Consider the following 20,727-nt stretch of genomic DNA (forward strand, 5'->3'; position numbering starts at 1 on the left):
GGGAGTTCATACTTTCAGCCGTATGCTGCTGGGCCGATCAGACAGCGATCTTGGTGCGGGCCGCCGGTCGCAGGTACACCACCCAGGTGATCACCACACAGAGCGCATAGAACGCGATGAACGCCATGTACGCCGCGTCCGCGTCCTTGTAGGTCAGGAACGACTGCCGGAAGGCCAGGTTCACCAGCACACCGCCGACCGCGCCGATCGCTCCGGCGATGCCGATGACCGCACCGGAGATCCGCCTCGACCGGTGCTCGTCCCCCGCGTACTTCTGCTTGAAGATCGCCGGAATCATCTTGTAGGTCGAGCCGTTGCCCAGTCCGCTGAGGATGAACAGGGTGATGAACCCGACCAGGTAGAGCGGCAGTGACCGCTGCTGCGCCGCGAAGAGCACGATCGACGCGCCCGCCGCCATCGCGATGAAGTTGATGAAGGTGACCTTGGAACCGCCGAACCTGTCGGCGAGCGCGCCACCGAACGGCCGGATCAGCGAGCCCAGCAGCGGGCCGATGAAGGTCAGGTAGGCGGCCTTGACCGGGGTGTTGAAGATGTCCGCGAACTGCACCTGAAGCACCTGGCCGAAGGCGAACCCGAAGCCGATGAAGGACCCGAAGGTGCCGATGTAGAGCACCGACATCACCCAGGTGTGGCCCTCCCTGGCGGCGTCGCGCATGCCGCGCTTCTCGTTGCGGGCCTGCGTCAGGTTGTCCATGTAGAGCGCCGAGCCGACCGCCGCGATCACGATCAGCGGGATGTAGACACCGGCCACGATGCCCGGGCTGCCGGCACCGAAGGTGGCCAGGACGAGGAGGCCGACCAACTGCACCGCGGGGACGCCGATGTTGCCACCGCCTGCGTTGATGCCGAGCGCCCAGCCTTTGAGCCGGTCCGGGTAGAACGCGTTGATGTTGGCCATCGAGGAGGCGAAGTTGCCGCCACCCACACCGGCGAGGGCCGCCAGGATCAGCAGGGTCGAGTACTCGACGCCCGGCTGAATCATGAAGGACATCAGGACCGACGGGATGAGCAGCAGCGACGCACTGATGATGGTCCAGTTACGGCCACCGAAGCGGGCGACGGCGAAGGTGTACGGGATCCGCAGCGCCGCCCCGACAAGCGTGGGTACGGCGGTGAGCAGGAACTTCTGCGCCGGGTCGAAGCCGTAGGCGGGGCCGAGGAACAGCACCATGACCGACCAGAGTGACCACACCGAGAAGCCGATGTGCTCGGAGAAGATCGAGAAGATCAGGTTGCGCTTGGCGATCTGCTTGCCACCGTTGTCCCAGAACGTCGGGTCTTCGGGCCGCCAGTCGTCGATCCAGTGGCCCTTCAGCGTCTTCGCCGCGGGCCTTTCGGGAGAGATCGTAGGAAGTGTCGCAGTCATTGTCAGTCTCCCAAAATGATGTGACCGTCATCGACCCGGACCGGGTAGACGTTGATCGGGGGCTGTCCGGACTGGGAACACCCGGTGGCGAGGTCCCATGCGTAGAGGTGCAAGGGGCAGACGACAACCCGGTTGTCGATCTGACCGTCCGCGAGCGGGCCGCCCTTGTGGGGGCAGACCGCCGACACCGCGCGCAGGGAGCCGTCGCGGAGGCGGAAGACTGCGATCATGTCGGACCCGACGGCGTAGGTGCGTCCTTCGCCGAAGGGGATCTCGTCGATGGGGCCGAGGACGGTCTCGGCGATGGGGGCGATGGTCATGAGCGCACCGGAACCTGGGGGAGAACGGTCAGGGGAAGAGATGTTCGGAACTGGCCGGGCGTGGCCGGCACGGCCCGCTCCTTCCAGGGGTCCTTGTAGGACTGGACGGCCTCTTCGACCGCGGCGTCCAGGGCTTCGGCGATGCCGTCGACGTCCTCGATGACGATCTCGCGGATCCGCTCGATGCCGATCCGGGGGACGAACGCGTAGGTGCGCTCCAGCCAGTTCGCGTTCTCCCGGTAGTACTGGAGGAACCGGCCGGTCAGACGGATCACCTCTTCGGCCGAGTCGACCGTGCAGAGCAGGTCGCCCTTGCGGATGTGGGCTCCGGCGGCGCCGCCGACGTAGATCTCCCACTTACCGCCGTCGATCGCGACGACCCCGAGATCCTTGACGTACGCCTCAGCGCAGTTCCGCGGGCAGCCGGTGACCGCGAGCTTCATCTTGCCCGGGCCTTCGAGCCCCTGGTAACGCTCCTCGATCGCGATGCCGAGCGCAGTCGAGTCGCCGACACCGAACCGGCAGAAGTCGGAGCCGACACACGTCTTGACCGTGCGGAAGCTCTTCGCGTAGGCGTACCCGGAAGGCATGTCGAGGTCCGCCCACATGGCCGGGAGTTGCTCCTTGGGGATGCCGAGCAGGTCGATCCGCTGGCCGCCGGTGAGCTTGACCATCGGCACGTTGTACTTCTCGGCGACCTCGGCGATGCGCTTCAGCTCGGCCGGGGTGGTGACGCCGCCCTTCATCTGCGGGACCACCGAGAAGGTGCCGTCCTTCTGGATGTTGCCGTGCACCCGGTCGTTGATGAACCGGGCGTCGCGCTCGTCCTCGTACTGGTCGGCCCACATCATCTTGAGCAGCGAGGCGAGGCCCATCTTGCTCTTGGCGTCGTGCTCACCGCCGGGCACCAGCTTGTCGAAGACCGCCGAGACGCTCTTCAGCTCGTACTTGCGGATCGCGGCCATCAGCTCCGGCTTCGGCATCGGCACGCCCGGGACGTACCAGGAGGCGGCCGGGTCCTCCTCGGCCTCACCGCCGGCCGCCCACTCGACGATCCGCTGCACCAGCGGCTTGCAGGTGCCGCAGCCCTTGCCGGCCCGGGTCTTGTCCATCACGCCGGAGACGGTCTTGCAGCCGGCGTTGACGACACCGCAGATGGCGCCCTTGCTGACACCGTTGCAGTTGCAGACCTGCGCGTCGTCCGGCATGTCCTCGGGCTTCACCTCACCCGCCGGGCCGCCGATGTCGAAGAGCATCTCGGCCCGCTCCTCGGGCAGGGCCTGTGCGCGGTCGAACGACTGGATCAGGCTGGCGGCCTTGCTGTTGTCGCCGACCAGGATCGCGCCGGCCAACGCGCCGTCCCGGATGATCAGCTGCTTGTAGACGCCCTTCTTCGGCTCGCTGTAGATGATCACCTCGTCGTCGTCGGTCTCCGGGGCGATCAGGCCCATCGAGGCGACGTCGATACCCGCGACCTTGAGCTTGGTGGAGAGCTTCGAGCCGGTGTAGGCGGCCTCGACGTTGCGGCCGGTGATGTGGTCGGCGAGCACCTTCGCCTGATCCCACAGCGGCGCGACCAGGCCGTACAGATTGCCGCGGTGCTGGGCGCACTCACCGACCGAGTAGATGTCGTCCTCGTCCTGCACCCGCATCTGGTCGTCGACCACGATGCCACGCTCGACGGTCAGCCCGCTGTCCGCGGCGACCTGGGTGTTCGGGCGGATGCCGGCGGCGATCACCACGACGTCGCAGGGGATCACCGTGCCGTCGGCCAGCTTGACCCCGGTGACCCGGTCCTTGCCGAGGATCTCGGTGGTCATCGCATTGGTGATCACCTTGATGCCGAGCTTGTTCTCGACGCTGGCCTGCAGCATGTGGCCGGCCTTCTCGTCGAGCTGCCGCTCCATCAGGTGGCCCATGGCGTGCAGCAGCGTCACGTCGCTCAGGTGGTTCTGCAGGCCGCGGGCCGCCTCCAGGCCGAGCAGGCCGCCGCCGATCACCACCGCGCGCTCGTGGTCCCGGGCGTAACGGATCATGCCGCGGGTGTCGTCGAGCGTCCGGAACGCGAAGACACCCTGGTGGAAGCCGCGCTTCGGGTTGTGGACGTTCTTCATCGGCGGCGTCCACGAGCTGGAGCCGGTCGCGATGATCAGCTTGTCGTACGGCGTGGCGGTGCCGTCCGTGGCGTACACCTTCTTGGCGAACCGGTCGATCCGCTCGATCCGTACCCCGGCGTTGAGGGTGATGTCGTTGTCGGCGTACCAGCTCAGGTCGTTGAGGTAGATCCCGGCCTCGTCCTCCACCCCGGCGAGCAGGTTGGACAGCATGATCCGGTTGTAGTTGCCGTAGGGCTCGTCACCGAACATCGTGATGGAGAAGTCCCCACCGCGGGCGAGGATCTCCTCGACCGTCCGGGCGCCCGCCATGCCGTTGCCGATGACAACGAGTCGCTGAGTCATCAGATCTCCACCAGTCCGAGGTCCACGATCACAGTTCCGTTCAGTCCGGCCGGCGCGGCGAGCCACAGCTCCACCGTGGTGCCACCGGCGAGGTCCTCCAGCACCCGCAGCGGCACGTGGACGTCGCCCTTGGCGCCGACCGGGAAGTACCGCATGGGAGCTCCGTCGCGCACCAGCACGACGCAGATCAGTTCGTCGCTGGCGTTGCCGCCGCGGAAGTAGACGGCCTGACCGGTCGCGCCGGCCGGCACCGTGTAGCTGAGCGAGGCGCCGAGCGGGGCCGGCTCGTCGAGGCCCTTGCCCTCGAAGGCGAACACGCCCTGCAGAAAGCGAGGTGTGGAGTACATGGTCAGAAGCTCCCGTCTTCGGCTTTGGCCAGGGCGATCGCGCACACCTTGAAGGCGGGCATCTTCGAGTGGGGGTCGAGGGCCGGATTGGTCAGCGCGTTCGCGCCGGGCCAGTGGAACGGCGCGAACACCGTGTCCGGGCGGATGCCGTCGCTGAGCCGGGCCCGCAACGTCGCGGCGCCCCGGCGGCTGCGCAGCTCGACCAGGTCACCGTCGGCGATCCCGTGCCGGCGGGCCAGGTCGGGGTGGATCTCGGCGCGCGGTTCGGGCAGCGCCACGGTGAGCGCCCGCACCCGTCTGGTCTGGTTGCCGCTCTGGTACTGCTGCATGTTGCGGCCGGTCGTCAGCACGTACGGAAAACTCTCGTCCGGAACCTCGGCCGGATCGCGGTGATCGACCCGGATGAACCGGGCCCGGCCGGAGGCCGTCGGGAAATCCTCCGTGAACAGCCGTTTCGTGCCCGGGTGGGTCTCGTCCGGGCAGGGCCAGAACACGCCCTGCTCGTCCTCGATCCGCTCGTAGCTGATGCCGGCATAGTCGGCGATCCCGCCCGCGCTGGCCCGGCGCAGCTCCTCGAACACCGCACGCGGCTCGTCGGTGAAGAACTCACCCCGGCCGAGGTGCCCGGCCAGCTCGTTCAGCACCGTCAGGTCGCTTTTGACCAGCGGCGGAGGCGGCAGCGCCATCTTCCGCCGGATCACCCGGCCCTCGAGGTTGGTCATCGTGCCCTCCTCCTCCGCCCACTGGGCGGTCGGGAGGACGACGTCGGCGAGGTCGGCGGTCTCCGACAGGAAGATGTCGGAGACGACCAGAAAATCAAGATCCTTGAGCTTCTGTACGACGTTGTTGCTGTGCGGGGCGGAGACCACGAGGTTGCTGGCCAGCACCCACAGGACCTTGACCCCGCCTTCGGCGCCGAGACGATCGATCATTTCGTACGCCGAGACGCCCGGCCGTGGCAGCTCGTCCGGGTCGACGCCCCACACCGCGGCCACGTGAGCGCGCGCCGCCGGGTCGTCGAGGCGGCGGTAACCGGGCAACTGGTCGGCCTTCTGCCCGTGCTCGCGGCCACCCTGCCCGTTGCCCTGGCCGGTGATCGTGCCGTACCCGGAGAAGGGTCTACCGACCAGGCCCAGCGCGAGAGCCAGATTGAGCCACGCCTGCGCGGTGTCGGTGCCGTTGCTGTGCTGCTCGGCGCCGCGGGCGGTGAGGATCATGCTCGGGCCCTCGGTGGCGAGCAGCCGCACCGTCTCCCGCAGCTGCGCCTCGGGTACGCCGGTCAGCCGCTCGACCCGCTCCGGCCAGTAGGAGTTGGTCGCCGTTCTGACCGCCGCGAAACCCTCGGTCCGCTCCTCGATGTACTTCTCGTCGACCCAGCCCTCGCGGATCGCGATGTGCAGCATCCCGTTCGCCAGCGCCAAGTCGGTGCCGGGCAGCGGCTGCAGGTGCAGGTGGGCGCCGTTCGCGGTGTTGGTGCGGCGCGGGTCGACCACGATGTGCTTGGCGCCGCCGGCCCGGCCGGTGTCCAGGTACTGCATGGACGGCGGCATCGCGTCGGCCGGGTTCGCGCCGACCAGCAGCACCGTCTTCGCCTCGGCCACGTCGGCCAGCGGGAACGGCAGGCCGCGGTCGATCCCGAGCGACCGGTTGGCCGCGGTCGCCGCACTCGACATGCAGAACCGACCGTTGTAGTCGATCGCCGACGACCGCAGCGCCACCCGCACGAACTTGCCGAGCGCGTACGCCTTCTCGTTGGTCAGCCCGCCGCCGCCGAAAGCGCCGACACTGTCCGGGCCGAACTGTTCCTGACTGTCCCGGATCGCGGTCACGATCCGCTCGTACGCCTCCTCCCAGGACGCCTCCCGCAGGGGAGACTCCCGGTTGCCGGGCTCCTTCCGGACCAGCGGCGTCAGCAGCCGGTCCGTGTGGTCCAGCAGGTCCGCCGCGGTGAAGCCCTTGGCGCACAGGCCGCCCCGGTTGACCGGGAATTCGGCCGGCTCGAGCCGGACACCCGGCATCCCCAGTCGCGTGGGAAGCTCGGGCGTCAGCGTCATCCCGCACTGCAGTGCGCAGTACGGGCAATGCGTCTGGGTCGCCGTCACAGGGAAGATGTTTTCGGCTTGCCGTTAACCCTTACGTCGCCTCGCGGTGACGCTGTTGTTCAGGAATCCCTACAACCGCTCCACCACGGTTGTGACTACAAACCGCTACCGACGGTTGTGAGGATTGCGCTATCGAACCGACGCAGAACCAGGTCGGCGACGTCGCCGTCCTGGCACAACGGAGGGGTGACCGAGTCGGCGCCGGCGTTGTGCAGGGTCCGGTAGAACAGGCCCTCGGCCAGTAGGTAGGCGGCGATCGCGACGTTCCTCGCCCCGTCGGCCCGCAGCCGCGCCACCACATCGGCGACCCGGGGCCCGCTGCCGGAGGTGTAGCCGAGCTCGACCCGACCGGGCAGTTCCGCCGCCACCTCGCGGATGCCCTGCACCCAGAGCGGATCCGAAGACCCGGCCGAGGCGAGCACGATCGCGTCGGCCCCGCCCGGCACGTTACGGCGAAGGCTCTCCAGAAAGACATCGTCCGGCCCGAGTGGCGCGGTCACCGGAATCCCGGTCCCGGCCACCGCCTCGGCGATGTCCACCCGAACGTGATATCCACAGGACAGCAGCAGCGGAACGACGACGGCGTCGGTCTCCCCGGGCCTGCCGCGGCGAGCCTCCTGCTCTCTGCCGACTCCGGCGACGACGTCGGCGACCTTGGGTTCCTGCACGTCGACGTAGCAGAGGCGAACGTCCAGGCCGGGACGGCGGCGGGCCACCGAGGCGGCCAGTTCCTGGATCTGCCGGCGACCGGCGGGTGAGCGGGTGCCGTGGGCGACCGCGATCAGGGTGGGGAACTCGCTCATGGGGCATCTCCTCAAGGCAGTGCGGTGGGGAGCGGCCCGGCATCGCATCAGGCTCGCGGTTCGTTCCGGCCCGGACGGTCATCGGACGGGATTTCCGATGACCGCCGCCGGCCGTCGCTGATTCAGCGTCATTTCCCGGTGTCCTGGTGGCCCGGCATGGACATCGGGCACTTCCAGTTCCGGCCTCATCGCCGGATTCAAGCCGACCCACAAACAGCCGACTCGTCTTGCTTCAGTTGATCGGACGTCTTGAGTCGATCGAACGTCTTGAGTTGATCGGATGTCTTGAGTTGATCGGATGTCGTGAGTTGAGTTGACGTCTTGACTTGAGTTGACGTCTTGATTTGGGTTGATCTGTTGGCTGTGGGGCCGGGTCTGGTCGGAGTCTCAGGCGGCTTCTTCGTCTATGCGTAGGCGGTAGCCGCGCTTGATCACCGTCTCGATGTGTTTGCCGGAACCCAGGGCCGCGCGCAGGCGGGCCACCGCCACGTCGACCGCGTGGCCGTCGTTGCCTCGGGGTAGGGCTGCCGCCAACTGGTCCTTCGAGACGACGGCGCCCGGCTTTCGGGCCAGCGCCGACAGGATCGACATCGCCGCCGGAGCCAACGCGTGGGGCACCTCGTCGATCAGGACGGCGTGTCCGCGTACCTCCAGGGTGGTTCCGGCGACCTGCAACCGGACCGCGCGCCGCGGCAACTCGTCGGTGACCGTCTTGATGAGCGCGCCCAGGCGGTAACGCTCCGGCATGACGGTGGGAATACCACGCTCGACCAGGGGCGCCGCGGTGACCGGGCCGACGCAGGCGGCGAGCGTGCGGCAGCCGAAAGCCGTCGCGACGTCCGCTTTCGCCTCTTCGGCGATCTGCAGGAACGCCTTGACCGCGGGCGCGCTGGTGAACGTCACCGCGTCGATCTGACCGGCCGCCACCTGCTCGGCGAGCCGGCGGACCGGCGCCACGTCGGGTGGCATCGCCCACCGGTAGACCGGCACCTCGACGACCGCCGCACCGGCGGTACGCAGCGCCTTCACGAACTCGGTCTGCGGCTCGCCGTGCTCCTGCACGACGATCCGGAGCCCGGCCACACCTTCGCTGAGCAGCCGTTCGAGCACCTCTTCGGAGGCTTCGGTCTTGGCCGCCCAGTCCTCGATCAGGCCGGCCGCCCGGATCGCGCCGCACGGTTTCGGGCCGCGGGCGATGATCCGCGCGTTACGCAGCGACTCCCGCAGCGTCTCGGCCAGCCCCCAGCCCTCGGCCGCCTCCAGCCAGCCCCGGAACCCGAAACCGGTGGTCGCGACCACCAGATGTGGTTCCAGCCCGATGCAGGCCGCGGTCGCCGCGTGCAGTGCCTCGTCGTCGATCAGTGGAATGATGGTGATCGCGGGAGCGCTGATCACCCGTGCTCCGCGTCGTTCGAGCAGAGCAGCCATCTCATTCCGGCGTCGTTCCGCGGTCACCGCCACGGTGAAGCCGGCCAGTGCGCCCTCGATCATCCGGTCCCCATCCTGTGCCGCCGTCCGGTGCAAGAGTCCTAAGACCTGGTTTCGGGACCACCAAGTGAATGTTTCGGCCAGAATAACGGCCGGTCACTTGGCCGCGAGCTGCTGTTGTGAGCTGTTGATCATGACCCGGTGACGTCGTCCGGGCGCTCGAAGAGTGACCCCTGTACTCCGAGGATCTTTCGCACCTCCATGATCAGATGGAATGCCGCGATCCGGCCGTCCAGGACCCCGACCCGGTAATCGGCACCGACCTCCGGGTCCTCAGCGATCTGCGGGTCCCGGTATCCGGCGGCCCCGTCCACCCGACCGGCGTTGTAGGCCACCAGAGCGTCGTCCATCTCGTCCTTCTCCCCCGGCACGGCGGGCCGGTGTGCATCGCGTTTCATCTCCGCACCCCGTCTCGGGCGCGGAACTTCGCGACAACCTCGCACACCGGGAAGCCACCGCCCACCGGCCGAGCGTCCCGATCCGGACACCCGTCCGCCGCGCGCGACCGCCCGGCCGTCGGTAGGGAACCGGCAACCTCGCGGAAACCGTCCGGCACCCGTGCGACATACGTCACCGCAGCTCACGGCGGTTACTACAGGTGCCGGCGAGCTAACCGACGGTCTTGCGGATCTGGGTCGCGCAGGTGCTGTTCACCGTCTTCCAGGTCGCCCCGAGCGACCGCGCCGCGGCGATTTCGATGGTCACTCCCTGGACCGCCACCGCCTGCACGAAACTCGTCGCGCGCGATTGCCCGTACCGCTGAATGAGGCATTGGACGCCGAGATAGGCGACGCCGTAGCGGGCCGAGGCGGTCCGGTCGGAGGCCTTCTGCCCGGGTGCCTGCACGCGGAGGTCGCCGTTCCAGCCTTTCCGGACGAAAGCGGCGGTTTCGGTGCGACGCGGGAACGATCCGAAGGATCGTGGCCCGAAGCCGGCGTAGTCGGCGAGGCCTTCCTTGAGCCACCAGGCGTCGGCGTTGCTCACCGCCACGCTGCGCCCGACCAGGCTCGCGACGTGCGCGAACTCGTGCCGCAGCAGCATGCCCAGATCGGCGCTGCTCAGTGCCGACGCGCGGACGACCACGGCCTCGCTGTCGGCGTTGGCGTAACCGTCGACCCAGCTGCCCTCGTCACCGTACGCCCAGGCGTCCCACTCCTTCTCCCCCGCCAGGTAGAGGACGTACCGGCCGGGCCGGTCGGTCGCAGCGAAACCGTCCGCGACCTTCGCGGCCGCCTCGGCGGTGGCCAGCACCCGCGGCATCCGCGCCGCCAGGGCGGCGGGCGCGGCGACGACCACCCGTCGGCCGGCCACGGCGGTCAGCTTCGACTGAGCCCAGGGATGGATGGTACGGCCGACGACCCGGTCCCAGATCTCGGTGATCTCGGTACGCGTGCCGTAACCCACGTTCCAGTGGGTGCTGAGGCCGGCCTTCAGTGGCTTGACACAGTTCGCCACGAAGCAGTATTCGACGTCGACGCCGGCCTCCCAGTATTTCGCCGACGACCGGACCTCGCCGACCGTGACCGTCCACCGGGTGACGCCCATCGCCCGCAACGTGGTGAACCGGTCATCGAGCCAGGCCACGCTGTCCTTCGCCGACGGCGCGGCCACCCCGACGAACGCCTTCCGATCGCCGGCCAGCAGCGCGGCGCCCTGCCTGGTCATCACCTCGGCGATCGACGCGCGCACGGTGTCCTTCACGGCGACGGTGGCCGTCGCGGTGCTGGGCGCCGGGACGGACACCGAGGCGGCGACCGGGTTCGCGGCGGCCTCCTCGCCCTCGCGGCCGAACCTCACTACGGTCCCGATCAGACCGGCGATCAGCAGCGCGGGGAGAAGGATCCTGAGCACTCGGCCCAGGCCCGGCCCACCGGGCTCGTCATTGCGGCCGGTCTCCTCATTACGGCCCGTCCCCTCACTGCGGCCGGGCCCCTCACTGCGGCCGGGCTCCGCGCGGTGATCGGGCCCATCACTGCGGCCGGGCTCCGCGCGGCGGTCGGGTTCGGGTACGGAGCCGCGGAGCGACGGTGATGGATTCGGCACCGGCGCACGATACCGACCGGCGGCGATTTTTGTCGTACCCGGACGGCATGATGCCGGGCATGGATCAGTGGCGTTCGCTCGTGCCGGAGCCGGCACCCTTCACCGCCGACCCGGAGCGGGCCGAGCCGTTGAATTTCGCACCCGACGACCCGGAGTGCCTGCGGATCGACGCGCTGCAGTGGCATGCGCAGGCGGTGGCCGGCTGGCATCGCGACGCGGTGTTCGCGCAGGTCCCCGGCGAGCCACTGCCATGGCAGCGCGGTGACCTGGTGTGGGCACTCAGTCGTGGCGACCGCCCGTGGGGGCCGGCCGCCTTCCACGTGCCCGCGATGATCGCCCAGGAGGCGCCGGTCGCCTGGCTCGCCGAGTGTGCGGCGGCTCTCGCCGCCATCGCGGCCCAGCTCGGCGACGGGTTGCTCGCCGGGCGCTACCGGGCGGCGCTGGCCCGGCTCGGCACCGACCTCCCGGGCAGCGACCACCGGCTCGGCGGCGACGGCGCCGACCACCGGTTCAGCACGGCCGTGTATCCGGTTCTCGCCCGGCTCCGCGACGATCCGGCTACGCTCGCCGCGCTGGAGCACACCAGGTCGCTGACCAAACCGGTCCCGACGAAGGCCTGGCTGCGCCGGGCCGAGGGGTTGCTCGCGGTCTCCCCACGGGTTCCGGCCGCGATGCGAGACGTTCTCGACACCCTTTTGAGTACGAGGGGGGCGGTCGACGACGATCAGGACGGTCTTCTCCGCGGCGTGTCGTGGCTGGCCGCGGCCGAGCCGGGCGAGGAGGTGTCCGGGTTGCTGGCCCGGGGTGGCGGTGACCGCGGGCGAGCCGTATGGCCGGGCGTCCTACCCACGGGCCGCCCGGACCGCGGCGGCCGCCGTGGAGATCCTCGCCGACCGGCCCGGCCTCACCCCGGTCCGGGCGCTGGCGCGGTTGGCTCTCACCGCCCGCAGCAAACCGCTGCGGACCAGGGTCGGCGCCGCTCTGGACCGGTTGGGCACGGCCCGCGGCTGGGCGCCCGGCGAGGTCCTGGAGCTGGCCGTCGACGACCACGGTCTGACCTCGGGCGGTCGGCGGCCCGAGCTGTTCGTCGAGATCGACGGTGACCGGGCGGTGAACCGGCGACCCCGTGGCACGGGCGCCACCCCGGCGATGAAGGCCCTGGTCAAAGAGGTCAACAAGACGCTGGCGACCGAGCGGTCCCGAGTCGAGGGCCTGCTCGCCCAGGACCGGGTCTGGGCCTGGGAGACGTGGCGGGAGCGCTACCTCGACCATCCGGTGACCGGGTCGATCGGGCGGCGGCTGATCTGGCAGGTCTCGGCCGACCGGGCGACCTGGGTGACCGGCCTGCCCGAGCCGGCTCCCGACGGCTGGACGCTCGCCGGGGTGACCGGCCCGGAGCACCTGGTGCGGTTGTGGCATCCGGTGGAGGCCGACGCCGCCGAGGTCGCCGCCTGGCGGGACCGGGTCGCCGCGTCCGGTCTGCGGCAGCCGTTCAAGCAGGCGTTCCGGGAGGTCTACCGGCTGACCCCGGCCGAGCAGCAGACCCGGGTGTATTCGAACCGGTTCGCCGGCCACATCCTGCGGTATCGGCAGGCCAACGCGCTGATGCGGGTCCGCGGCTGGTCGGCGGCCTATCTGGGGGTCTGGGACGGCGGTTACGACAGCGACGCCACCAAGGAGTTCGCGTCCGGCAGCTGGCAGGTCACGTTCGGGCACGAGGTCGCCGGCCGTGAGCCGCATCAGATCGACATCGACTTCTGCTCCACCGACCAGGTGCGGTTCGCCCGGCGTGACGGCCGCCGCTGGGAGCTGTCACCACTCGCCGACGTGCCGGCGCGGGTGTTCAGCGAGGCGATGCGCGACGTCGACCTGTTCATCGGCGTGACGTCGATCGCCGCCGACGAGACCTGGGCCGACCGGGGTGAGCACCGCTTCCGCGACTACTGGGAGTCGGCGAGCGTCGGCGACCTGTCCGGCGGCGCCGAGGTCCGGCGGGACGTCCTGGCCCGCCTGCTGCCCCGGCTGAAGATCGGTGCACAGTGCGAGCTGACCGACCGTTTCCTGCAGGTCCGCGGCTCACGCGCCGTCTACAAGATCCACCTAGGCTCGGCGAACATCCTGATGGAGCCGAACGACGCCTACCTCTGCATCGTTCCCGCCCGCGGCACACCGCGGGTCGCCCTCCCCTTCGACGACGACGACCGCCTGTCCCTGATCCTGTCGAAGGCGTTCCTACTGGCCGCCGACGACACCATCACCGATCCGACCATCCTGCACCAGCTGCCCCGCTGACGGCCCCTCGTCGGTCGCCGGACGACCGGCGCCGGCCGGGCCGGTCCCCTCAAGCGGCCCGGCCGGTGCCGGTCGATGACCTTCCCTTCGAGCGGCCCGGCCGGACCGGCCGATGACCTTCCCTTCGGCCGGCGCTGACCGGACCGGCCGATGACCTTCCCTTCGGCCGGCGCTGGCCGGACCGGCCGATGACCTTCCCCTGCTACGAGCTCACCCCTGGAGAAACGATGGCTGACGCGCTGCTGCGTGACGAGACGATGGCCGGACGGGAGATCAGCTCCTGGGTGCTACCCGGCCTGCCCGACGTGGTGACCGCCCGTGAGCTGCTGCGGGAGCGGGTCCGGGAGGAGGTGGCCCGGTTCCACGCGACCGGCGGCCTCTTCCATGGCCTGGTCCGGCCGGTGGCGGCAACCGAGACCCCGCAGGGTTTCCGGCTGCCCGGCAGCACCCACATCGACGGCGAGGCGCAGGCAGACGCCGCGTGTGCGGCCTTCGAGCGGAACGGATTCGTGATGATCACCGGCAGCCGCCAGATCGAATCCCTCGACGAGCTGATCGACCTGCGCGACGGTGACAGCATCGCCTTCATCCGGCTGGTCCCGCTGGTCGGCGGCTGACCGGGCCACTCGGACGCCTCACCGGCCACCTCGCCCGCCACCCGGACATCTCACCCGCCACCTCGCCCGCCACCCCGACACCTCGCCCGCCACCTCGCCCGCCACCCCGACACCTCACCGGCCACCCGGACACCTCGCCCGCCACCCGCGCTGAACGACGGAGGAACGATGACCCACAGTCCGCGACGGGTTCCGGCCGGGGACGAACTGGCCCGGCTGATGCGGTGTCACGGGTATCGGGTGTCCCGTACCGGATCGGTGAAGGGCCTTTCCGAAGCGGCGACGGCGGCCGACCTGGCTGCGGCACGTGCTGACGGCTGGCCGGTCGGCGCGACCGAGCAGTGGACCAGCCGTCGGATCGTGGACCGGGTCGTCGAACTGGTGGCGGCACTCGACGAGCGTGCGGTTCGGGCGGCCTTCGTCGCCGGGCTCGGCAGTGCGCCGCGGGGACGGCAGACGATCATCTCGTACGGGTGGGGCCGGTTCCTCGGCGAGGCGCCGGGTGGTGCGGACGGCGTACCTGATTGTGGTCTTGATCCGTTGTCGCACCTCGACGTGACGCACGAGCTGGTGCGACTCGCGCTAGGCTGGGCGTGGAACGAACGGCCGGCGAAATACCTGCCCGACCTGGAGGCGGCCGTCCAGGAGGGTCTGCCCGCGCCGACCAGCGACGATCGGGAGCGGCTGCGGGCCCTGCTCGATCTGATCCGGCGCCTGCCCGCCGGGAAGACCCCCGGCGCCCTGGAGAAGGAGATGGCCCGCGCCCGGATCGTGCCCGCCACCGACCGGTACCAGCGTTACGGCATCCTGATCGGGCTGGCCGAGTTCGGAGTGCTCCGCGGCCCGGCCGTCCCGCCGTCGTGGGACCGTTTCGTCCCGGTGACCGAGGTGTACGCGGCATCCCGGGCGCAACGCGGCGCGCCCCGCTCCGACATCACGTTGCCCCTCGCCGCATGGCGCGGCGGCATCGACGAGGAGCGGGCGTCCTCCCTGCTCGCGGTCTGACCGGGAGGAGGCCCAGACTCTCTCCGGGGGCGGCTCAGACAGGCCCGGCGACGACTCGCGGCCCGACCGGAAGGAGACCCGACCCCTCTCCGGGAACGGCTCAGACGGGCCTCGGCGACGACTGCGGTCTGACCGGGAGGGGCCCGGACTCTCTCCGGGAACGGCTCAGACGGGCCTCGGCGACGACTCGCGGTCCAGACCCGGACTCTCTTCGCGGACGGCTCAGGCGGGCCTGGCGGCGGCTCGCGGGAGCAGGCCGGAGGCGTGCCAGAGGGCGGTTCCGGGGCCGCCGATCAGGTCGAGGTCGGTGAGGAAGGCGACGATCCGCTCGCCCGCCCAGCGCATCGTCTCCCGGTGGTGCGGGTTGGCGCGGGCGGCGCGGCGACCCTCCTCCGGATCGAGGCCGACGGCCCGGTAGACGCGCGGGTCGATCAGGCGGGTGCCGGTCAGGTACGCGGCTCGCCCGATCACCAGCCGGTCGAAGGCGAGTCGTCCGCGACCGGCGGCACGGATCTGCCGGGCCAGTTCCTCACGGGCGTACCTGACGTGCCGGGCCTCCTCGACGACGTGGATGCGGGACACCATCCGGACCAGGGGCTGCACGTTCTCGTCGTTCATCGCCTCGCGCTGCAGGGTGTCCAGGATCTCCTCGGCGATCAGGATGGCCGCGTACATCCGCGGCCCGACACCCGTGTGCGCGATCCACTTGCCGAGCCACTGGTTGACACCGGTCGGCTGGTAGAGCGGCGCGTCCAGCCGGGCGATCATGCGGCCGAACATGACCGAGTGGCGGCACTCGTCGGCGATCTCGGTGAGCGCGTACTGGGCGTGCGGCGCGGTCGGGTCCTGTTTGAAGTATTCCCGGATGAGCAGCTGCATGAGGATCGTCTCGAACCAGACGCCCAGGCCGGCGATGCTCGCGACCTCGTGTTTGGTGAGCTCGATCCGCTGCTCCTCGGTCATCCGCTCCCAGAGGGCGGTGCCGTAGAGGCTGGAGCGGTGCGGCGGGACGAAGTACTTGCCGGGGACGAGCGGAGCCTCCCAGTCGATCTCCACCTCGGGGTCGTACGAGTGCTCGGCCGAAGAGCGGAGCAGCCGGGTGGCGGTGCGGTCCCGGTCGGTAGGAGTGGTGGTCATCCGGTCCTCCAGAACACTTGACGTTACCGGCGGTAACAGTTACTTCTTGTACTATGAACTCGGCCACACCGTCCGTCAATCCCGGCTCTTCCGGATCTTCCGCCGCGAATCGCTCCGACGGCCGCCGGGGCCGCTGGGACGATCACCGTGAGCAGCGCCGCGCCGAACTGACCACGGCAGCGATCGAGGCGATCCGCCTGCACGGCCCGGACGTCGGCATGGGCGCCATCGCGGCACACGCCGGTGTCAGCAAACCGGTCCTCTACCGCTACTTCGCCGACAAGTCGGCACTGTGGCTCGCGGTCGGCCAGCAGGCGGGCGCAACCCTGCTCGAGGCGATGGTCCCGGCGGTCGCCGCCGTCCGGGAGGAGCGTGCGGTGGTCGCCGCCGCCATCGACGTCTACCTGGCGCACATCGAGGCCGACCTGAACCTGTACCGGTTCGTGGTGCACCAGCCGGACATCGCCCGACACCGGGACGTGGTCGCCGACGTGGTGGACACCGTGGCCAGCGGCCTGGCCCGGATCTTCGGCGACCGGTTGCGGGCCCGTGGTCTCGACTCCGGGGCGGCGCTGCCATGGGCGTACGGCGTGGTCGGCTACGTGCAGTCGGTGGGTGACTGGTGGCTGCGCCAACAGCAGCCGATCAGCCGCGAGGCGCTCGGCGACTACCTGACGACGTTCCTCTGGAGCGGTATCGCCGGCATGCGCCGGGCCGCTGACATCCCGGGTGGACTTGCCGCACACGAAGGGTGGGCGAGAGATCAGTGAGCGGAGACCTTGATTCGATCAACGTTGACGCGATCAATGTTGATGCAGCCGATGTTGATGCAGCCGATGTTGATGCAGTCGATGTTGATGCAGTCGATTCGACTGACGAGGAGTACCGCGGCCCGGCGACTCTGCGCCTGGACGACGGCCCGGTCCCGGTCGAGATCCGGATGTCCGCACGCTTTGAGCCGATCGAAGGCCGGTTCCGCTGGGCCGGACGCACCGGACCACACGACATGCTGCGCGAACGTGTGGGCGCCGGCCTGCGCAAGGCGACCATCGTCGTGCCGGGCTCGCCGGAGACGGCGGTCAAACTGAGCGATCCCGACCCGTGGGGCGGCATCCGCATCTCCGGCACGGGCGCTCCGCCCTGGTTTCCACAGGGCGATTCGCAGAAGGCCGCGCAGGGCGATTCGCGTGGAAACGCGCGCGGCGAACCACGTGGGGACACGCGGAGCGAACCACGAGGGGACACGCAGGGTGACACGCGCGGCGAACCTCCTGGGGACACGCGCGGCGAACCGCGAGGGGAATCGCAGGGTGACACGCGCGGCGAACCTCCTGGGGACACGCGCGGCGAACCGCGAGGGGAATTGCAGGGCGAACCACAGGGGGAATCGTATGGCGGCTGACCAGCACTTCGACGTACTGATCATCGGCGCCGGCCTCTCCGGGATCGGCGCCGCGTGGCGTCTGGGGAAACAGCGCCCGCACGACACCTACGCCATCCTCGAAGCGCGCGACGCCATCGGCGGCACCTGGGATCTGTTCCGCTATCCGGGGGTTCGCTCCGACTCGGACATGTACACCCTCAGCTACCCGTTCCGGCCGTGGCGCGAGCCCGAGTCGATGGCCGCCGGCGACAAGATCCGCCGGTACATCCAGGAGACCGCCGACGAGGCCGGCATCACCGCGAAGATCCGCTTCGGCACTCGGGTGACCAGCGCCGAATGGTCGTCGGCGGACGCCCGCTGGACCGTGCACACGTCCGGTGGTGACGTCCTGACGTGCGCGTTCCTCTACGGCTGCGCGGGCTACTACAACTACGCGGAAGGCTACCAACCGGACTTTCCGGGGCTGACCGACTTCACCGGCTCGATCGTGCATCCACAGTTCTGGCCGGACGACCTCGACTATCGCGGCAAGCTCGTGGTCGTCATCGGCAGTGGCGCCACCGCTGTCACGCTCGTTCCGGCGATGGCCGCCGAGGCGGCGCACGTGACGATGCTCCAGCGCTCCCCCACGTACGTCACTCCGCTGCCGAACCGCGACCTGGTCGCCGACGTCGCCCGCCGCATCCTGCCGCCGAAGGCGGCGAACCGGGTCGCCCGCGCCAAGAACATCCTGGTCACGCAAGGCTTCTACCAGCTCGCGAAACATCGGCCGAAGCTGGTCCGGCGCGCGTTGCGGGCCGTCGCCGTGCACTTCCTCAAGAATCCGGGGTACGTGGACGAGCACTTCAAGCCGCGCTACGACCCCTGGGACCAGCGGCTCTGCGTGATCCCGTCAGCGGATCTCTACCGGTCCATCGCCGGTGGCCGCGCGTCGGTGGTGACCGACCACATCGACACATTCGTCCCGGGCGGCATCCGCCTCCGGTCGGGAACGACACTCGATGCCGACATCGTCGTCTCGGCGACCGGTCTGTCCCTGCTCCCGGTCGGCGGCATCCGATTGTCGGTCGACGGCGAACCGGTCGACGTGGGGAAGTCCGCCTCCTACCGCGGCCTGATGCTCGGCGGCGTGCCGAACTTCGCCTACTGCATCGGCTACGTCAACGCGTCCTGGACGCTGCGCGCCGACCTGTCCCACCGCTACCTGCTGAAACTCCTCGGTCACATGGAACGTCACGGCTACGTGTCGGCGACACCGACCGCGCCCGGCGGCACCGGCCGTCCACTGCTCGATCTGTCGTCCGGGTACGTGCAGCGCGCCCTCGACGCCTTCCCCCATCAGGGCGATCGCGATCCGTGGCTGGTCCGGCAGAACTATCTGCGCGACGTGCTCACCACACCGCGCGCCGACGTCACCCGCGACATGGAGTTCACCCGCCGTCCCGCGTCCGTCCGCTCCCCGGAGGTGGTTTCATGACCCGACTTCCCGAATACCGGTTCGCCGGTCGTACGGCTGTGCTCACCGGCGCCGCCAGCGGCATCGGCGAGCAGGTCGCCTATGGCCTGGCCCATCGCGGCAGCGACCTGGTCCTGGTCGACGTCGACGAGAGCCGGCTCGAACCGGTCGCCGCCCGCATCCGCACCTCGCATCCGGCGCTCAATGTGCACACGCTCGTCGCCGATCTCGCCGACCGGGCCGCCGTCGAATCGGTCGCCGCCCGGGTACTCGCCGAACAGCCGGCCATCGGGTTGCTCGTCAACAACGCCGGCATCGCGCTCGGCGGCCGGTTCGATCAGGTGTCGGTCGACCAGTTCGAGCAGGTCATGAACGTCAACTTCCGGGCGCCGATGCTGCTCACCCACGCGCTGCTGCCGGCGCTCACCGCCACGCCCGGCGGGCACCTGGTCAACGTGTCGAGCCTGTTCGGGCTGATCGCACCGCCGGGGCAGAGCGCGTACTGCGCGAGCAAGTTCGCACTGCGCGGGCTCAGCGAATCGTTGCGCGGCGAACTCGTCGACAACGGGGTGGGTGTGACCACCGTTCACCCCGGCGGGATCAAGACACGTATCGCCGAGTCCGCACTGGTCGGGTCACACGTACCGCCGGAAGAGATCGAACCCAACCAGAAACTCTTCGCCGCGCTGCTCAGCTATCCGCCGGAGAAGGCCGCGGAACAGATCCTGCGGGCCGTCGCGAAGCGAAAGGCGAGGTTGCTCATCGCGACCAGCGCCAAGGCGCCGGATCTTCTCGCCCGGCTGCTGCCGGTCGGACACGCCCGGATCGTCCGCGCGGCCACCGTCGCGGCCTCCTCCCGCGGCGCGCGTCCGGCGGTGAGCAGAAGATGAGATTCCAGGAGGTACGGGGTACGCGCATCCGTTTGCACGAGAGCGGCGATCCGGACGCCCCGCCGGTCCTGCTGCTGCACGGCATCGGTCGCAGCCTGGAGGACTGGGCGCTGCAGCACCCGCTTCTCGACAACGAATATCGTGTCATCAGCGTGGACATGCCCGGGTTCGGGCTGTCCCAGCGCATGCCGGCCAGCACCACTCTGGACGTACTCGCCGACGGTGTGTGGGCGACGCTCGACGCCATCGGCGAAACCCGGCCCGTGCACCTGATGGGCAACTCGCTCGGCGGTGCCGTCTCGATGAGCATGCTCGCCGCCACGCCCGACCGCGTGTCGACGCTGACGCTTGTCAACAGTGCGGGCTTCGGCAAGGAGGTGACCGTCGCGCTGCGCATGCTGGCCGTACCCGGGCTGGGTCGGCAGATGTTGCGCCGCATCGACCGGATCACCGCGCCCCGGATGGAACGCATGATCTTCGCCGACCGGGCCCTGGTCACTCCGGAACGTGTCGCGATGGCCATCAAGATCTCCCGACAGCCGGACTTCGCACCGGTCTACCTGGAGATCGCCAAGGAACTCGGCGGGCTCCGTGGCGTGGCCGCCGCCTGGCGGGCCGACCTGCTGGCCCGAGCCGCCGGATCGACCAAACCCACCATGATCGTCTGGGGTGACCGCGACCTGATCCTGCCGAGCAGGCATCTCGCCGCGGCGCGGGTGGCGTTCCCACATGCGCAGTCGCACATGTTCCCGCGCACCGGCCACATGCCGCAGATCGAACGCCCCGAGGAATTCGCCGGGCTCGTCCGCCCGATGCTGGCCCGGGTCGCCGCCTGAAACCAGATTGAGGGGGCACGGTCCGGGCGGATGCCGAGGGGGCACCGCCCGGACCGCTCCATCAGGTACGCCCGTGGGCCGTCCCGATTGTGGCCGTCCCGCCTGTGGACCGTCCCGCCTGTGGACCGCACCGCCTGTGGACCGCACCGCCTGTGGACCGC

Annotated in this window: 19 protein-coding genes; 9 read left to right on the forward strand and 10 right to left on the reverse strand. The window is 69.8% G+C overall.

Going from position 1 to position 20,727, the window contains the following annotated elements; all coding sequences use genetic code 11:
- Nucleotides 1-37 precede the first annotated feature (37 nt).
- The 9 genes from Q0Z83_RS28330 to Q0Z83_RS28370 all read right to left on the reverse strand — a co-directional run bounded on the left by Q0Z83_RS28330 (nucleotide 38) and on the right by Q0Z83_RS28370 (nucleotide 10,757).
- Nucleotides 38-1,387, reverse strand: coding sequence for a nitrate/nitrite transporter (locus Q0Z83_RS28330; protein ID WP_317786267.1), 1,350 nt, complete (start codon nucleotides 1,385-1,387; stop codon nucleotides 38-40).
- A gap of 2 nt (nucleotides 1,388-1,389) precedes the next feature.
- A complete protein-coding gene (locus Q0Z83_RS28335; RefSeq protein ID WP_317786268.1) occupies nucleotides 1,390-1,707 on the reverse strand; it encodes a Rieske (2Fe-2S) protein in 318 nt (105 codons plus the stop codon).
- Nucleotides 1,704-4,166, reverse strand: coding sequence for a nitrite reductase large subunit NirB (gene nirB, locus Q0Z83_RS28340; protein ID WP_317786269.1), 2,463 nt, complete (start codon nucleotides 4,164-4,166; stop codon nucleotides 1,704-1,706). The genes Q0Z83_RS28335 and nirB overlap by 4 nt, the downstream gene beginning before the upstream one ends.
- On the reverse strand, nucleotides 4,166-4,513 hold the full coding sequence (locus tag Q0Z83_RS28345; RefSeq protein ID WP_317786270.1) for a molybdopterin oxidoreductase: 348 nt from the start codon (nucleotides 4,511-4,513) through the stop codon (nucleotides 4,166-4,168). The genes nirB and Q0Z83_RS28345 overlap by 1 nt, the downstream gene beginning before the upstream one ends.
- Nucleotides 4,514-4,515: 2 nt before the next feature.
- The gene (locus tag Q0Z83_RS28350) at nucleotides 4,516-6,615 is read right to left on the reverse strand and encodes a molybdopterin oxidoreductase family protein (RefSeq protein ID WP_317786271.1); all 2,100 of its coding nucleotides are present in this window, start codon (nucleotides 6,613-6,615) and stop codon (nucleotides 4,516-4,518) included.
- 95 nt (nucleotides 6,616-6,710) lie between these two features.
- On the reverse strand, nucleotides 6,711-7,418 hold the full coding sequence (locus Q0Z83_RS28355; protein WP_317786272.1) for a sirohydrochlorin chelatase: 708 nt from the start codon (nucleotides 7,416-7,418) through the stop codon (nucleotides 6,711-6,713).
- A 387-nt stretch (nucleotides 7,419-7,805) separates the two neighbouring features.
- Nucleotides 7,806-8,906 (reverse strand): uroporphyrinogen-III synthase, encoded by a 1,101-nt coding sequence (locus Q0Z83_RS28360; protein ID WP_317797150.1) that lies wholly within the window; start codon nucleotides 8,904-8,906, stop codon nucleotides 7,806-7,808.
- Nucleotides 8,907-9,037: 131 nt separating this feature from the next.
- Complete coding sequence (locus tag Q0Z83_RS28365) at nucleotides 9,038-9,304, reverse strand: hypothetical protein (RefSeq protein ID WP_317786273.1); 267 nt, start codon at nucleotides 9,302-9,304, stop codon at nucleotides 9,038-9,040.
- A gap of 211 nt (nucleotides 9,305-9,515) precedes the next feature.
- Entirely contained in the window at nucleotides 9,516-10,757 is a 1,242-nt protein-coding gene (locus Q0Z83_RS28370) for a hypothetical protein (RefSeq protein ID WP_317786274.1), read from the reverse strand.
- 251 nt (nucleotides 10,758-11,008) lie between these two features.
- On the opposite strand from Q0Z83_RS28370, the gene Q0Z83_RS28375 reads away from it, so the two are divergent.
- The 4 genes from Q0Z83_RS28375 to Q0Z83_RS28390 all read left to right on the forward strand — a co-directional run bounded on the left by Q0Z83_RS28375 (nucleotide 11,009) and on the right by Q0Z83_RS28390 (nucleotide 14,863).
- On the forward strand, nucleotides 11,009-12,052 hold the full coding sequence (locus Q0Z83_RS28375; protein ID WP_317786275.1) for a hypothetical protein: 1,044 nt from the start codon (nucleotides 11,009-11,011) through the stop codon (nucleotides 12,050-12,052).
- 46 nt (nucleotides 12,053-12,098) lie between these two features.
- Nucleotides 12,099-13,241: a DUF4132 domain-containing protein gene (locus tag Q0Z83_RS28380; protein ID WP_317797151.1), complete on the forward strand. Its 1,143-nt coding sequence runs from the start codon at nucleotides 12,099-12,101 to the stop codon at nucleotides 13,239-13,241.
- Between the two features lie 227 nt (nucleotides 13,242-13,468).
- The gene (locus Q0Z83_RS28385; protein WP_317786276.1) at nucleotides 13,469-13,858 is read left to right on the forward strand and encodes a hypothetical protein; all 390 of its coding nucleotides are present in this window, start codon (nucleotides 13,469-13,471) and stop codon (nucleotides 13,856-13,858) included.
- A gap of 168 nt (nucleotides 13,859-14,026) precedes the next feature.
- Complete coding sequence (locus Q0Z83_RS28390) at nucleotides 14,027-14,863, forward strand: hypothetical protein (protein ID WP_317786277.1); 837 nt, start codon at nucleotides 14,027-14,029, stop codon at nucleotides 14,861-14,863.
- A gap of 222 nt (nucleotides 14,864-15,085) precedes the next feature.
- Here Q0Z83_RS28390 and Q0Z83_RS28395 read toward each other — a convergent pair whose 3' ends face one another.
- Complete coding sequence (locus Q0Z83_RS28395) at nucleotides 15,086-16,000, reverse strand: AurF N-oxygenase family protein (RefSeq protein WP_317786278.1); 915 nt, start codon at nucleotides 15,998-16,000, stop codon at nucleotides 15,086-15,088.
- Between the two features lie 53 nt (nucleotides 16,001-16,053).
- On the opposite strand from Q0Z83_RS28395, the gene Q0Z83_RS28400 reads away from it, so the two are divergent.
- From Q0Z83_RS28400 to Q0Z83_RS28420, 5 genes are read left to right on the forward strand one after another with little or no spacing between them, the layout of a single operon-like run.
- Complete coding sequence (locus tag Q0Z83_RS28400) at nucleotides 16,054-16,770, forward strand: TetR/AcrR family transcriptional regulator (RefSeq protein WP_317786279.1); 717 nt, start codon at nucleotides 16,054-16,056, stop codon at nucleotides 16,768-16,770.
- Nucleotides 16,767-17,402 (forward strand): DUF4873 domain-containing protein, encoded by a 636-nt coding sequence (locus tag Q0Z83_RS28405; protein WP_317786280.1) that lies wholly within the window; start codon nucleotides 16,767-16,769, stop codon nucleotides 17,400-17,402. The genes Q0Z83_RS28400 and Q0Z83_RS28405 overlap by 4 nt, the downstream gene beginning before the upstream one ends.
- Nucleotides 17,392-18,861: a flavin-containing monooxygenase gene (locus Q0Z83_RS28410; protein ID WP_317786281.1), complete on the forward strand. Its 1,470-nt coding sequence runs from the start codon at nucleotides 17,392-17,394 to the stop codon at nucleotides 18,859-18,861. The genes Q0Z83_RS28405 and Q0Z83_RS28410 overlap by 11 nt, the downstream gene beginning before the upstream one ends.
- Nucleotides 18,858-19,730 (forward strand): SDR family NAD(P)-dependent oxidoreductase, encoded by an 873-nt coding sequence (locus Q0Z83_RS28415; RefSeq protein WP_317786282.1) that lies wholly within the window; start codon nucleotides 18,858-18,860, stop codon nucleotides 19,728-19,730. Before Q0Z83_RS28410 ends, Q0Z83_RS28415 begins: the two co-directional genes overlap by 4 nt.
- Entirely contained in the window at nucleotides 19,727-20,566 is an 840-nt protein-coding gene (locus Q0Z83_RS28420; protein ID WP_317786283.1) for an alpha/beta fold hydrolase, read from the forward strand. The genes Q0Z83_RS28415 and Q0Z83_RS28420 overlap by 4 nt, the downstream gene beginning before the upstream one ends.
- The last annotated feature ends 161 nt before the right edge of the window (nucleotides 20,567-20,727 follow it).

Source organism: Actinoplanes sichuanensis, from assembly GCF_033097365.1.
GTDB classification, from domain to species: domain Bacteria; phylum Actinomycetota; class Actinomycetes; order Mycobacteriales; family Micromonosporaceae; genus Actinoplanes; species Actinoplanes sichuanensis.

Excerpts from the sequence above, each read along its gene's own strand:
- Q0Z83_RS28420 (WP_317786283.1), top strand. The coding sequence starts at position 19,727 with ATGAGATTCCAGGAGGTACGGGGTACGCGCATCCGTTTGCACGAGAGC.
- Q0Z83_RS28355 (WP_317786272.1), bottom strand. The coding sequence starts at position 7,418 with ATGAGCGAGTTCCCCACCCTGATCGCGGTCGCCCACGGCACCCGCTCA.
- Q0Z83_RS28385 (WP_317786276.1), top strand. The coding sequence starts at position 13,469 with ATGGCTGACGCGCTGCTGCGTGACGAGACGATGGCCGGACGGGAGATC.
- Q0Z83_RS28380 (WP_317797151.1), top strand. The coding sequence starts at position 12,099 with ATGAAGGCCCTGGTCAAAGAGGTCAACAAGACGCTGGCGACCGAGCGG.
- Q0Z83_RS28335 (WP_317786268.1), bottom strand. The coding sequence starts at position 1,707 with ATGACCATCGCCCCCATCGCCGAGACCGTCCTCGGCCCCATCGACGAG.
- Q0Z83_RS28400 (WP_317786279.1), top strand. The coding sequence starts at position 16,054 with ATGAACTCGGCCACACCGTCCGTCAATCCCGGCTCTTCCGGATCTTCC.
- Q0Z83_RS28330 (WP_317786267.1), bottom strand. The coding sequence starts at position 1,387 with ATGACTGCGACACTTCCTACGATCTCTCCCGAAAGGCCCGCGGCGAAG.
- Q0Z83_RS28375 (WP_317786275.1), top strand. The coding sequence starts at position 11,009 with ATGGATCAGTGGCGTTCGCTCGTGCCGGAGCCGGCACCCTTCACCGCC.
- Q0Z83_RS28415 (WP_317786282.1), top strand. The coding sequence starts at position 18,858 with ATGACCCGACTTCCCGAATACCGGTTCGCCGGTCGTACGGCTGTGCTC.
- Q0Z83_RS28345 (WP_317786270.1), bottom strand. The coding sequence starts at position 4,513 with ATGTACTCCACACCTCGCTTTCTGCAGGGCGTGTTCGCCTTCGAGGGC.
- nirB (WP_317786269.1), bottom strand. The coding sequence starts at position 4,166 with ATGACTCAGCGACTCGTTGTCATCGGCAACGGCATGGCGGGCGCCCGG.
- Q0Z83_RS28365 (WP_317786273.1), bottom strand. The coding sequence starts at position 9,304 with ATGAAACGCGATGCACACCGGCCCGCCGTGCCGGGGGAGAAGGACGAG.
- Q0Z83_RS28410 (WP_317786281.1), top strand. The coding sequence starts at position 17,392 with ATGGCGGCTGACCAGCACTTCGACGTACTGATCATCGGCGCCGGCCTC.
- Q0Z83_RS28395 (WP_317786278.1), bottom strand. The coding sequence starts at position 16,000 with ATGACCACCACTCCTACCGACCGGGACCGCACCGCCACCCGGCTGCTC.
- Q0Z83_RS28390 (WP_317786277.1), top strand. The coding sequence starts at position 14,027 with ATGACCCACAGTCCGCGACGGGTTCCGGCCGGGGACGAACTGGCCCGG.